This is a genomic window from Burkholderia sp. 10_S31 (assembly GCF_056930375.1).
The window spans coordinates 1,538,286-1,550,698 of record NZ_JBXOWK010000001.1 but is presented as its reverse complement, the minus strand read 5'-3'; the positions used below and the strand labels follow the sequence as shown (position 1 = coordinate 1,550,698).

The following is a 12,413-nucleotide window of genomic DNA, read 5'->3' as shown; positions in this document are numbered from 1 at the left end:
GCGTTACCCCAACTCCGCCGCAAGCTGCGGCACGAGATCGAACAGGTCGCCGACGAGCCCGTAATCGGCGATCGAGAATATGGGCGCCTCGGCATCCTTGTTGATTGCCAGGATCACTTTCGAATCCTTCATGCCGGCCAGGTGCTGAATGGCGCCGGAAATGCCGACGGCGACGTACAGTTGCGGGGCGACGATCTTGCCGGTCTGACCGACCTGCCAATCGTTGGGCGCGAACCCCGCGTCGACAGCGGCACGCGACGCGCCGAGTGCAGCGTCGAGCTTGTCCGCCAGGGGCTCGAGAATGCGGAAATTGTCGGCCGAGCCCAGCCCGCGCCCGCCGGCGACGACGATCCGTGCGCCTGTCAGCTCCGGACGATCCGATCGGACAACTTCCCGCGACACGAAGCGAGTGAGACCGAAATCGTCGACCGGCGCAACGCACTCGATCGTCGCCGAGCCGGCGCCGCCGGCGGCGTCGAAGGCAGTCGTGCGCACGGTGATCACCTTCACGTGATCGACGGACTGTACGGTGGCCAGCACATTGCCAGCATAGACCGGGCGCTCGAACGTATCGTGCGAAACGACGCGCACGATGTCCGAGACCTGCCCGACATCGAGCTTCGCGGCCACGCGCGGCGCGATGTTCCTGCCATACGCGGTCGCCGGCAGAAGGATGTGCGAATAGCCGTCGGCCAGCGCGAGCGCCTGCTCGGCGATATTTTCAGCGAGACCTTCGGCGAGGTGCTGCGCGTTTGCCACGTATACGTGCGAAACACCGTCAATGCGTGCGGCGCAATCCGCCGCGCCCGCGCAGTCATGCCCCGCGACGAGGACGTGGACTTCGGCGGCACATTCGACGGCGGCCGTGATCGTGTTGAGTGTGCTGCTTTTGATGCTTTCGTTGTCGTGTTCTGCAATGACGAGCGCTGGCATAGTGAGTCTCGTAGCGGAGTGAATATGGATCGCCAACCGGTAAATCGGATACGCGACCGCGTCAGATGATCCTTGCTTCGTCCCGCAGATGCGCGACAAGTGCTTTCGCGTCGGACACCCGAATGCCTGGACGACGCTCGGGCGGCGGCGCGACCTTCAGCGTGCGGACGCGCGGTGCAATGTCCACGCCGAGCTCTGTCGGGCCGACGGTATCGAGCGGTTTCTTCTTGGCCTTCATGATGTTGGGCAACGTGACGTAACGCGGCTCGTTCAGACGGAGGTCCACCGTGACGACCGCCGGCAGGTCGAGCGCCAGCACCTGCGATCCGCCGTCGACCTCACGCGTGACCTCGACCGTGTCCCCGCTCACCAGGAGCTTCGATGCGAACGTCGCCTGGGGCCATCCGAGCATCGCCGCAAGCATCTGGCCCGTCTGATTGCAATCGCCGTCGATCGCCTGCTTGCCGAGGAGGACGAGCCGCGGCTGCTCGCGGTCGACCAGCGCCTTCAGAAGCTTCGCAACCGCAAGCGGCTGCAGCTCGGCGTCGGTCTCGACGAGCGTGCCGCGATCCGCACCGAGCGCCATCGCCGTGCGCAACGTCTCCTGGCACAACCGGGAGCCGCACGATACCGCGATGACTTCAGCGACCTTGCCTGCCTCCTTGAGGCGCACGGCTTCCTCCACGGCGATCTCGTCGAACGGATTCATCGACATCTTGACGTTGTCGGTTTCGACGCCGGAGCCGTCGGACTTCACGCGCACCGTCACGTTGTGGTCGACGACGCGCTTGACCGGGACCAATACCTTCATCTTCGCTTCCTTTTCCGTCTATCGATGCGCGTTGCTCATACGACACGCGCTGAACGCAGATCCGCGACCTGCGACTCGTTCAGGTCGAGCCAATCCTGTAGCACCTTGCCCGTGTGCTCGCCGAGGGTCGGCGGCGGCTGGCGGTATTGAACGGGCGTTTCGGACATCCGGATCGGATTGGCCACGAGCGGCACATCTTCCGCGATCGGATGCGACATTTCTATACGCACGCCGCGTGCCTTCACGTGCGGATCGGCGAACACTTCATCGAGGCGGTTGATCGGCCCGCACGGTACCCCGCGCGCTTCCATCACGGCGACCCATTCGGCCGTGGACCGGCCGACCGTGAGCGCTCGAATCGACGCAATCAGTTCGTTCCGGTGCTCGACTCGCGCGGGGTTGGTCGAAAACCGCGGATCATCGGCCCAGGCCGGCTGCGCGAGCGCGGCGCACAGGCTGCGGAATTGCCCATCGTTGCCCACGGCGATGATCATGTAGCCATCCGCCGTCGGAAAATCCTGATACGGGACGATGTTGGGGTGCGCGTTCCCCATGCGTCGCGGCGGGACGCCGCCGATTAGATAGTTCGCGGCCTGGTTGGCGAGACACGCGATCTGCACGTCGAGCAGCGCGAGATCGATGTATTGTCCCCGCCCCGTGCGCTCGCGATGCGCGAATGCCGCAAGGACAGCCACGCTCGCATAGAGTCCCGTCATCACATCGGTCAATGCGACACCCACCTTCAGCGGACCTTCGCCTTCGGTGCCGTCGGCACGGCCGGTCAGGCTCATCAGCCCGCCCATGCCCTGGATCAGGAAGTCGTAGCCGGCACGCTGGGCGTAAGGCCCCGTTTGGCCAAAGCCGGTAATCGAGCAATAGATGAGCCTGCTGTTCACCGACGCGAGACTGTCGTAGTCGAGACCGTACTGCTTCAGTCCGCCGACCTTGAAGTTCTCGAGCACGATATCCGCCTTGCTCGCAAGCGCCTTCACCAGACGCTGCCCTTCGGGATTCGTCAGGTCGATCGTGACCGAGCGCTTGTTGCGATTCGCGCTCAGATAGTAGGCGGACTCTCCATCTTCCGAACCGAGCCAGGGCGGCCCCCATGCGCGCGTGTCGTCGCCCATGCCCGGCCGCTCGACCTTGACGACATCGGCGCCGAGATCCGCCAGCAACTGGCCGGCCCACGGACCTGCCAGCACACGCGAGAGGTCCAGAACGCGCACACCGTCGAGCGCGCCTTGTCGAATCGTCTCTGCCATATCCGATCAGAACGCCGCAATGCCGGTCATCGCACGACCGAGGATCAGCGCATGAATGTCGTGCGTGCCTTCGTAGGTGTTGACGACTTCGAGGTTCACGAGATGCCGTGCGATGCCGAATTCGTCGCTGATGCCGTTACCGCCGAGCATGTCGCGTGCCGTTCTCGCGATGTCGAGCGCCTTGCCGCACGAATTGCGCTTCATGATCGACGTAATTTCGACTGCGGCCGACCCCTCGTCCTTCATGCGACCGAGGCGCAGACACCCTTGCAGGCCGAGCACAATCTCGGTCTGCATGTCGGCCAGCTTCTTCTGGATCAACTGATTGGCCGCCAGCGGTTTGCCGAACTGCCGACGATCGAGCACGTACTGACGCGCGCGATGCCAGCAATCTTCCGCGGCGCCCAGCGCCCCCCACGCGATGCCGTAGCGCGCGCTGTTCAGGCAGGTGAAAGGCCCCTTCAGGCCGCGGACGTCCGGGAAGGCGTTCTCGTCGGGGCAAAACACGTCGTCCATCACGATCTCGCCCGTGATCGACGCGCGCAGACCGACCTTGCCGTGAATGGCCGGCGCCGACAGTCCTTTCCAGCCCTTCTCGAGCACGAATCCGCGAATGGCGCCTTCGTCGTCTTTCGCCCAGACGACGAATACGTCGGCGATCGGACTGTTCGTGATCCACATCTTGCTGCCTGTCAGGCGATACCCGCCGTCGACCTTTTTCGCGCGCGTCACCATGCTACCGGGATCCGAGCCATGGTCGGGCTCCGTGAGGCCAAAGCAGCCGATCCATTCGCCGCTCGCCAGCTTCGGCAGGTATTGTTGCCGGGTCGCTTCCGTGCCGAACGCGTGGATCGGCACCATCACCAGCGACGACTGCACACTCATCATCGACCGATAGCCGGAATCGACGCGCTCGACTTCGCGCGCCACGAGTCCGTAGGACACCGCATTGAGCCCCGCGCCGCCGTATGCTTCGGGAATCGTGACGCCAAGCAGCCCGAGTTCACCCATCTCGCGGAAAATCGCCGCGTCGGTATGCTCGCGCCGAAACGCGTCGAGTACACGCGGTGCCAGCCTATCCTGGCTGTATGCGCGGGCCGATTCGCGCACCATGCGCTCTTCGTCGCTCAGTTGCCGATCGAGCGGCAACGGATCGTCCCACTGAAATACCGGTGAATTGTGATTTGAGCTCATTGGTTTCTCGCGATAACAGGAGGCATGGGTGCAATTTATCCCCATGTTTTCCGCATAACAAACGATTTGTTCTCATCCACTTGTGCAAAAATCTCACTCATCAATCGCCAAAGACAAACGAGTCCGATCATGCGCAGAAAGATTCCGTCGACCGTCGCACTCTCCGCGTTCGAGGCGGCGGCGCGACATCAGAGCTTCACCAAGGCCGCCGACGAACTGGCGGTCACGCAGGGCGCCGTATGCCGCCAGATCGGTGCACTCGAGGATTTTCTCGGCGTGAAACTCTTCCGTCGCGATCGACGTGGCGTCGCATTGACGGAAGCAGGCATGCACTACAGCCGGAAAGTCGCATTGAGGCTCGACGAGGTCGAACGCGACACGCTGGATCTCATGGCGAAAGGCGGGCAGGCGGCCACGCTCGAACTGGCCGTGGTCCCCACGTTCGCGACGAAGTGGTTGCTGCCCCGCCTGCCGCTGTTCGCCGGCGCACAGCCGGACGTTACCGTGAATCTCACGGCGCGCACGCGGCCGTTTCTGTTCGACGAGACCCAATTCGACGCGGCAATTCATGCCGGCCCCGCGGCATGGCCTGGTACGGAAGGAATTTTCCTGATGCACGAGAGCCTGATTGCCGTATGCAGCCCCGCACTGATCGCGCCGCGCGCGACCGTCACGCGGGGCGACTGGAAGCGCTATCCGCTCCTGCAGCAAAGTACGCGTCCCTACGCATGGCGCGACTGGTTCGCGTCACGCGATATGCACGTCGAAGGCGACATGGCGGGCCCGCGATTCGAATTATTCTCGATGCTCGCCGAGGCGGCCGTCCATGGCATGGGTATCGCGTTGATTCCACGTCTTCTCGTGGAGGACGAGCTACGCCGCGGCACGCTGATTCAGGCGTCGAAACACGAGTTGCCGAGTGGCCGGTCGTACTTTCTCATCTGTCCGGCGCAGAAGGCGGACAATGGCGCGCTTTCGATCTTTCGCGACTGGATCGAAACGCAGGCGAGGCAATACGCTCAAGCGGCGGGCCCCGTTCAGGGTTGAACGGCGCCGCGCGCCGGAACGGCGTGGCGGCGCAAGCGCAGGCGCTCTGTCCGTCAGAACTTGACGCGCAATCCCGCGCTGGTGAGGAATTGATGGTTCGTCGTCGACGGGCCTCCGCTGCCGCCGATGAAGGCACCGTTGAAGACCGTACCGGCAACGCCACTGACGGTCTGGTACTCCGCCATCAAGTAAAGATCCGTACGCTTGGAAAGCGAATACGATGTCATGATGTTGACCTGATTCCACCTCGGTCTGGCGCGGACCGACGCGTTCGAGTACGAACCGAGCGTGAACGTATACGACGCCGCGACGAGCCACGCCGGCGTGATCAGGTATCGAACGTTTGCCTCGAAGTTGTCGAAGCGCAGGTCAGTCGGCGAGCCGGTCGAAGCAGGCGCAAACGAGCTTCCTCGGTTCACGGCGGTGGCGCCGGCGAGACGTGATTCACTCCACACCAGGCCGAGCGTGGCCGCGCCCCATACGTAGCTCGCGCCTACTCCCCATACTCGCTGACGCACGGCATGAAACGTGGCGTCGCCCGAGCTAGACGAACCGTCGAGCGCACCGGCCGCGCCGTCGCCAGGATGGTCGATCTGCATGAACGCGGCACTGATCGTCAGCGGGTCGATGCTGTAGGTGGCGCCGACACTGAATGCCCGGTTGTCGGTAAATCCACCCGCCGTGTTGGAGAACGCGTAGAGGGCGCCGAACTTCAGCCCTTTGTAATCGATGCTGCTGTACTTGACCGCATTGTCGAGCCGAAAGAAATCGCCGAAGTTGTCGTTATCCATCGGATGAACGAACTCGAGGCCGCCGACGAAACTTTGCGCAAGACTGCGCGGCGCGAGATAGTCGACAACGGAATCGTATTGCCGTCCGAGCGTCACGGTCCCGTATGGCGGGCTCGAAAGCCCGACGTAGGCCTGCCGGCCGAACATGCGCCCACCCTGCTGAAACGTGCCGTTCGTCCCCGTGAAGCCGTTCTCCAGCCGAAATACGGCCTGGAGCCCGCCGCCAAGATCCTCGGTGCCGAGCACGCCCCATCGATTGCCGACGATATTGCCCGACGACGCGAACACGTTGCTGTGCCCGCGCTGGTTGTTCACATACGAAACGCCGTTGTCGATCAGCCCGTACAGCGTGACCGAACTCTGCGCGTGAGCGGCCGTGCTTAGGCAGCCACCGATCGCAAGGGCGAGATACTTGTTCATCCCAGTGTCTCCAATCTCTCTTGACGTCTTCACGTTGTCGTGGCGTGGCTGGATGTTCTGACATGCCGATGCATTCCGACCGGAGTTCTCGATCGCATCGCTGCCCAACCGCACCACGCACCAAAGTGCTATCGTTAGCACTGATGGCAGTCTAGAAACAGAATCTGATGAACCCAATTGGGGTTTTCGGCAATCCGAGTTTCTGGGATTTTCCTTACAGGCAAGTGCTATATGCATCTCAACCCCGGGAATCCACCCTACTTGAGATCGCGAAATCGTTATGCTAACGTTCGTGCAACGTTGCACAATTGACGTTGAGGCTAACCAACCGGCCCGCCGCCTCACCCGAGCTCGCCGAACGCGCAACACGGGGCGGAACGGCCACATCCGGCCGACGCCGGTCACACCATCGCATTCGAGGTCGACGCACACATGAACGACACGGTCTTTCTCACCGACTATGCCTGGCCCGACGACGACGTCGAGCGGGAAATCGTGGAATCAGCTGGCATGCGGCTGATCAGCGGCCCGGCAACGCCATTGCCCACGGCCGAAATCGAAGCGCTCGTGCGCGAGCATCGTCCGCACGGCATCCTCACTTGCTGGGCGCCCGTGTCCGCGGCAGCGATCAAGGCCGCACCGGCGCTGAAGATCGTCGCGAGGCTAGGCGTTGGGCTGGACAACATTGCAGTTGGCGTGGCGACGGCACAGGGCGTCGTCGTGACCAACGTGCCCGATTACTGCGTGGAGGAAGTCTCCGATCACGCGGTCGGCTTCGCGCTCGCCTGGACGCGCGGCCTCGTGCAGTTCGATCGCGAAGTACGAGCCGGGTGCTGGATCCCGGCCGATGCCAGGCTGCGCCGCCTCGCGTCGCTCACTTGCGGCCTCATCGGCTTTGGTCGCATCGGGCGTGCGACGGCGCGCAAGCTCGGCGTGTTCGGCTGCAAGCTGCTCGTTTGCGACCCACATTTGCAGGACGGCGCGCAAGGCGTAGAGCCCGCCACGCTCGAGCGATTGCTCGCGCAAAGCGATATCGTGATCGTGCATGCGCCACTTACCGACGGCACGCGGCATCTGATCAACCGCGAGCGTATTGCGCTGATGCGACCGGGAAGCCTGCTCGTCAACGTGAGCCGCGGCCCGATCGTCGATACCGATGCCGTCGTCGACGCACTGCAGTGTGGCCACCTTGGAGCGGCGGCGCTCGACGTGCTCGAATCGGAGCCAGCCGTTCCGGCCACCTTGCTCGCGCAGCGAAGCGTCATGCTCACGCCCCACGTCGCATTCTCATCGGATGCATCACTGCTTGAACTTCGCCGGCGTGCCGCCGAAGAAGTGGTTCGTGTGTTGCGTGGCGAACCGCCCCGGCATCCGTGCAATATCCGCCAACCATGAATTCCAATCCTCCCGAAATGGCCACGCCGCTCATGCCCGATCCGCAAGAGAGTCCCGACCCGCGGCTCGACCGCTTCCTCGTCGATCACGCGCTCGCGCAGCCGAACGAAACTGCTCGGTGGTCCGCACTGACAGGAGGCGTTTCGTCTGATATATGGCGGGTCGATCTGCCGGGACGATCGCTTTGCGTGAAACGCGCGCTGGCGAAACTGAAGGTGACTGCCGACTGGCAAGCTCCCGTGTCGCGCAACGCGTTCGAATGGGAATGGATGCAGTTCGCGTCGCAACATTGCCCGGACAATGTTCCCCGGCCTCTCGCACACGATGCCGAACTGGGTGTGTTTGCAATGTCATTCCTCGCACCGGACGAGCACCCTGTCTGGAAGCAGCAGTTGATGAGCGGCGAAGTCGTCCCGGAAACGGCCGGTGCAGTCGGCCGCCTTCTCGGCCGCCTGCATGCGAAAAGCGCCGCCGACGGCAGCCACCTTTCCGGTCTGTTCGATTCGGGCGACAATTTTCACGCGTTGCGGCTGGACCCTTACCTGCTCGCCACTGCAAAGCGTCATCCTCGACACGCCGAACGTCTGCAGCACCTCGCGCGACGAACCGCCAGCGTCAAGGCCGCGCTCGTGCACGGCGACGTGAGCCCCAAGAACATTCTCGTCGGCCCCAGGGGGCCCGTGCTACTCGACGCGGAATGCGCGTGGTTCGGCGATCCGGCGTTCGATCTGGCCTTCTGCCTGAACCATCTTCTGCTCAAATGCATCGCGCGGCCAGACAAGGCGGTAAGCCTCATCGCGTGCTTCAAGGCATTGACCGAGGCGTACTTCGACGAGGCCGACTGGGAGTTGCGATCATCGCTCGAGGCGCGCACGGCCGAACTATTGCCGGCGCTGCTGCTCGCTCGAGTCGACGGCAAATCGCCGGTGGAATACCTGACCGACGAGCAAGCGCGAAATGGGGTGCGCGCGGTCGCGACGGGCCTGCTCGATCGTCCTGTCGATTACCTTAGCCTCATATCCGCTGCATGGGCGCGAGGAATCGGACTCGAATCGTGAGCGCTACAGCGCAAGTCATCCGGTAATCGCATTGATCTGCCGGTCCGCGCCGCGATGCGGGCCGCGACAACAGTCCATCGTCGAGCGCGTGCTCGGCGATTCGGCCATCTGCATATCCAATGGAGACCCGTACGGCGCAAGTCCCTGCGTGCGTCAACCACGATTTCAGCGGAAATACGTGGACGAGCCGATGACGCGGACGCGCAATCGACACATGGCCACCGGCGCATTGTCGAACGCACCGAAGCGGCGTTTTGTAGGATGCACGCCCAGGCTGGCGCGCTCGCGCAGCTGGGCGGATCATTCCGGCTCTCGAATACCCAGTCGATTCCGCCTGTCACCGATCGCAAGCTGGCACGCACCTCGAGAACGGTTCACTCATCTGTTTCGTATGAACACCTGGGCCCACGCGTCGCAACGCCCGCGCGGTCCTGCGTGGACGTCGCGCGCGACGCGCGATTCACTGGCGTGGTGCGCCGGGACGATCCTCGGCAATCACGTCGTTGCGCAATATGCCGATTCCGGGAATTTCGACTTCGACTGCGTCGCCGACCTTGAGCGGCCCCACGCCGGCGGGCGTGCCCGTCATGATCAGGTCACCCGGAAGCAACGTCATGTACCGGCTCAAATAGGCGATGAGATAAGGCACGGGAAACAACAGATCCGCCGTGTTCCCGTTTTGCCTGACTTCGCCGTTCACGCGTGTAATGACCTGCAGATTCGACGGATCGATATCCGTGACGATGACCGGTCCGATCGGCGCAAAAGTATCGTAGCCCTTGCCCGCGAGCAGACAGCCGAACGCGCTTTCGCGGCGCTGCAAGACCCTGTCGCTGATGTCGTTGCCACACGTGTAGCCAAGCACATGGTCGAGCGCGTCCGCCTTGGACACATGCCGCGCGCGCGAACCGATCACGACGACCAGTTCACCTTCGAAATGGACGTTCTCCCCATCCGCGGGATAGACGATCGATTCCCCGGGGCCGATCACGGATGTGCTGGGCTTCATGAAAAGCACCGGCAGATCGGGGACCGGTTTGCCGACCTCGTTCGAATGCGCCCTGTAGTTGTAGCCGAGACCGAACACACGGGGTTCGGGCACGGGCGTCAGGATTCGAACGGCGTCGAGCCGATCGGTTTCGCCGCTGCGGCGCAGGCCGGCGAACGGCGTGTTCGCGAGGCGTGCGATGGTTCTGCCGTCTTCCACCACCCCGTAGTAGATGCTTCCATCGAGCAAATATCTGACGATACGTTCGGATGACACGGTTGGCACTCCTTTTTTGGCGTCATAATTGCTAACGTTAGCAATGCCATGCTAAGCCGTCAAGCACGTGCTTGAGCGATCGAAGACAACGGTCAATATCCGAATTTACGCGTAATCCACGCTTGACAAGCACAATCGGGTTTTGCCAAAATTTTTGCTAACGTTAGCACCAAAAGAATGTCGCCTGACTCGGCCCAACGAAGCGTGCGAAGAGGCTCGCGAAAAGGCGTCTCAGGCACACACCCTCACCTTTCAACGGAGAACGACCGTGGAACCCGAAACTTTCTCTGACGGTGTACCACAGGCTATCCGCCGGGTCGTCACGGGCACCGACGATCACGGCGCCTCGATCGTCGCGCTCGACGTGATGCCTCCGCGCACCGATGCGTTTCAGCACATCCCCGGCATGATCTCGCGCCTGGTATGGGCAACGGCCCCGGCGCCCGCCGTGCCGTTCGACGGCACGGATCCGACCCCGTCCGTCGCGAGCATCGTGCCCGAGCCGTCCGGCACGCGCTTCCTCGTCGTGACCTTTCCGCCCGATAGCGTCTATTTCTCGCCGGAGTTCGATGTCGGCGCGGCAGTCGCGGAAAACCTCGCCATCAGTCCCGGGCTGGCCGAACTGTTCGAAGCCGACGGCATGCATGCGACGCCGACTGTCGACTACGGCATCGTGCTCGACGGTGAAATCTGGCTCGAACTCGACAACGGCGGCGCCGAGCTGCTGCGCAGGCACGACGTCGTCGTGCAAAACGGCACCCGCCATGCGTGGCGAAACAAGAGCGATCGGCCCGCCACGCTCGCTTTCATTCTGATCGGCGCGCACCAGCGCGACCGACGTTGAGCGCCGCGCCCTGCAGGCATGGCAAGACTTGAACGAAGCAACCGGAACTCTCATGACCGATACGACAATCGAACATCTGCGTGCTCGCCGCGTGTGGGACTCGCGCGGCCGGCCTACCGTGGAAGCCGAGGTGACGCTCAAAGGCGGCGCGACCGGGCGCGCCATCGCACCTGCCGGCGCGTCCACCGGCACGGGTGAGGCACTCGACCTGCGCGACGGCGGCAGCGCATTCGGCGGCCTGGACGTCACACAGCCGATCGCCCAGATCAATGGCGACATCGCGTCGACGCTGCGTGGCATGGATGCCCGCGAGCAATCGCGAATCGACCAGCGGCTGATCGATCTCGACGGCACGCCGAACCGCAGCAGACTGGGCGGCAACGCGATCGTCGCGACATCGATGGCGATCCTGCATGCCGCCGCGGCGGCAAGTGGCCTGCCGCTCTGGCGTTATCTGGCCGGAGATCGGCAAACCGTTCGCACGCCACTGCCCGAGATACAGATTTTCGGTGGCGGCGCGCATGCGTCGCGCCGCGTGGACGTGCAGGACTTCATGGTCATGTGCCCTGCCGCAAGCAGCTTCGGCGAAGCGCTCGAATGGACCGCCGAGGTCTATCTTGCCGCCGGCTCACTGATGAAGCAGGCTGGCAAACTGCAGGGGGTGGCCGACGAAGGCGGTTACTGGCCGGCCTTCGACAGCAATGAAGAGGCGCTCGACATGCTTGTGGCGGCCATCGACAAAACGGGTCTGCGCGCCGGGGACCAGGTCGGCATCTCGCTCGATATCGCGGCTTCCGATTTCGGCAGCAATGGCCGATATACGCTTGCGCTCGATGGTCGCGAGCTCGATACCGACGGCATGATCAACATGCTCGGTCGATGGCTCGATACCTATCCGATCCTCTCGATCGAGGATCCGCTTGCCGAAGACGATGCCACGGGCTTTTGCGAGTTCACCCAACGCTACGGTACCCGCTGCCAGGTCATTGGCGACGACTTTCTCGTGACGAATGCGGCGCGCGTCGCGCTGGCCGCATCGCAACGCGCGGTCAACGCCGTCCTGATCAAGCCGAACCAGGCCGGCACCGTCACCGAGACCCATGCCGCGCTCATCGCAGGCCAATCGGCCGGCTTCGGGACCATCGTTTCGGCACGCTCGGGAGAAACCGAAGACGTCACCATTGCGCACCTGAGCGTTGGCTGGGACGCCGGACAACTCAAGGTCGGCTCGTTCTCCCGCTCGGAGCGGATGGCGAAGTGGAACGAGGTGCTGCGCATCGAAGAAGCGCTGGGACGCGACGCACAATTCAGCGGCTGGTCCGCGCTCCCGATCCGCGATCGCCCGAACTGAAACACTGAATTGAATCGCATTAGAACCAGACAGACAGCTTGCC

General features: G+C 63.3%; 11 protein-coding genes. 5 read left to right on the top strand and 6 right to left on the bottom strand.

Annotated features, from left to right (window positions below; all coding sequences use genetic code 11):
* Positions 1 to 3: 3 nt before the first annotated feature.
* The 4 genes from AC1Z3W_RS07020 to AC1Z3W_RS07005 all read right to left on the bottom strand — a co-directional run bounded on the left by AC1Z3W_RS07020 (position 4) and on the right by AC1Z3W_RS07005 (position 4,200).
* On the bottom strand, positions 4 to 933 hold the full coding sequence (locus AC1Z3W_RS07020) for an electron transfer flavoprotein subunit alpha/FixB family protein (RefSeq protein WP_124832363.1): 930 nt from the start codon (positions 931 to 933) through the stop codon (positions 4 to 6).
* Positions 934 to 994: 61 nt separating this feature from the next.
* A complete protein-coding gene (locus AC1Z3W_RS07015) occupies positions 995 to 1,744 on the bottom strand; it encodes an electron transfer flavoprotein subunit beta/FixA family protein (RefSeq protein ID WP_124832304.1) in 750 nt (249 codons plus the stop codon).
* A gap of 35 nt (positions 1,745 to 1,779) precedes the next feature.
* The gene (locus tag AC1Z3W_RS07010; RefSeq protein ID WP_124832305.1) at positions 1,780 to 3,006 is read right to left on the bottom strand and encodes a CaiB/BaiF CoA transferase family protein; all 1,227 of its coding nucleotides are present in this window, start codon (positions 3,004 to 3,006) and stop codon (positions 1,780 to 1,782) included.
* A 6-nt stretch (positions 3,007 to 3,012) separates the two neighbouring features.
* The gene (locus AC1Z3W_RS07005) at positions 3,013 to 4,200 is read right to left on the bottom strand and encodes an acyl-CoA dehydrogenase (RefSeq protein WP_483507346.1); all 1,188 of its coding nucleotides are present in this window, start codon (positions 4,198 to 4,200) and stop codon (positions 3,013 to 3,015) included.
* 129 nt (positions 4,201 to 4,329) lie between these two features.
* Here AC1Z3W_RS07005 and AC1Z3W_RS07000 point away from each other — a divergent pair, with 129 nt between their 5' ends.
* Positions 4,330 to 5,247 carry a LysR family transcriptional regulator gene (locus tag AC1Z3W_RS07000; protein WP_057929636.1) on the top strand — a complete coding sequence of 306 codons (918 nt, stop codon included), beginning with the start codon at positions 4,330 to 4,332 and terminating at the stop codon, positions 5,245 to 5,247.
* A gap of 53 nt (positions 5,248 to 5,300) precedes the next feature.
* Here the strand turns inward: AC1Z3W_RS07000 and AC1Z3W_RS06995 are convergent, their stop codons facing one another.
* Entirely contained in the window at positions 5,301 to 6,458 is a 1,158-nt protein-coding gene (locus tag AC1Z3W_RS06995; RefSeq protein WP_124832364.1) for a porin, read from the bottom strand.
* Positions 6,459 to 6,890: 432 nt separating this feature from the next.
* Here AC1Z3W_RS06995 and AC1Z3W_RS06990 point away from each other — a divergent pair, with 432 nt between their 5' ends.
* On the top strand, positions 6,891 to 7,853 hold the full coding sequence (locus tag AC1Z3W_RS06990; RefSeq protein ID WP_124832307.1) for a C-terminal binding protein: 963 nt from the start codon (positions 6,891 to 6,893) through the stop codon (positions 7,851 to 7,853).
* A complete protein-coding gene (locus AC1Z3W_RS06985; RefSeq protein ID WP_260428165.1) occupies positions 7,850 to 8,911 on the top strand; it encodes a phosphotransferase family protein in 1,062 nt (353 codons plus the stop codon). The genes AC1Z3W_RS06990 and AC1Z3W_RS06985 overlap by 4 nt, the downstream gene beginning before the upstream one ends.
* Before the next feature lie 460 nt (positions 8,912 to 9,371).
* On the opposite strand, the gene AC1Z3W_RS06980 is transcribed toward AC1Z3W_RS06985, so the two are convergent.
* Positions 9,372 to 10,175: a fumarylacetoacetate hydrolase family protein gene (locus tag AC1Z3W_RS06980; protein ID WP_483507345.1), complete on the bottom strand. Its 804-nt coding sequence runs from the start codon at positions 10,173 to 10,175 to the stop codon at positions 9,372 to 9,374.
* Positions 10,176 to 10,317: 142 nt separating this feature from the next.
* Between AC1Z3W_RS06980 and AC1Z3W_RS06975 the strand changes: the two genes are divergently transcribed.
* Positions 10,318 to 11,019: a cupin domain-containing protein gene (locus AC1Z3W_RS06975; RefSeq protein ID WP_483507344.1), complete on the top strand. Its 702-nt coding sequence runs from the start codon at positions 10,318 to 10,320 to the stop codon at positions 11,017 to 11,019.
* A gap of 52 nt (positions 11,020 to 11,071) precedes the next feature.
* Positions 11,072 to 12,370, top strand: a complete 1,299-nt coding sequence (gene eno / locus AC1Z3W_RS06970; protein WP_124832309.1) for a phosphopyruvate hydratase — start codon at positions 11,072 to 11,074, stop codon at positions 12,368 to 12,370.
* Positions 12,371 to 12,413 lie beyond the last annotated feature (43 nt).

Excerpts from the sequence above, each read along its gene's own strand:
- AC1Z3W_RS07020 (WP_124832363.1), bottom strand. The coding sequence starts at position 933 with ATGCCAGCGCTCGTCATTGCAGAACACGACAACGAAAGCATCAAAAGC.
- AC1Z3W_RS07015 (WP_124832304.1), bottom strand. The coding sequence starts at position 1,744 with ATGAAGGTATTGGTCCCGGTCAAGCGCGTCGTCGACCACAACGTGACG.
- AC1Z3W_RS07010 (WP_124832305.1), bottom strand. The coding sequence starts at position 3,006 with ATGGCAGAGACGATTCGACAAGGCGCGCTCGACGGTGTGCGCGTTCTG.
- AC1Z3W_RS07005 (WP_483507346.1), bottom strand. The coding sequence starts at position 4,200 with ATGAGCTCAAATCACAATTCACCGGTATTTCAGTGGGACGATCCGTTG.
- AC1Z3W_RS07000 (WP_057929636.1), top strand. The coding sequence starts at position 4,330 with ATGCGCAGAAAGATTCCGTCGACCGTCGCACTCTCCGCGTTCGAGGCG.
- AC1Z3W_RS06995 (WP_124832364.1), bottom strand. The coding sequence starts at position 6,458 with ATGAACAAGTATCTCGCCCTTGCGATCGGTGGCTGCCTAAGCACGGCC.
- AC1Z3W_RS06990 (WP_124832307.1), top strand. The coding sequence starts at position 6,891 with ATGAACGACACGGTCTTTCTCACCGACTATGCCTGGCCCGACGACGAC.
- AC1Z3W_RS06985 (WP_260428165.1), top strand. The coding sequence starts at position 7,850 with ATGAATTCCAATCCTCCCGAAATGGCCACGCCGCTCATGCCCGATCCG.
- eno (WP_124832309.1), top strand. The coding sequence starts at position 11,072 with ATGACCGATACGACAATCGAACATCTGCGTGCTCGCCGCGTGTGGGAC.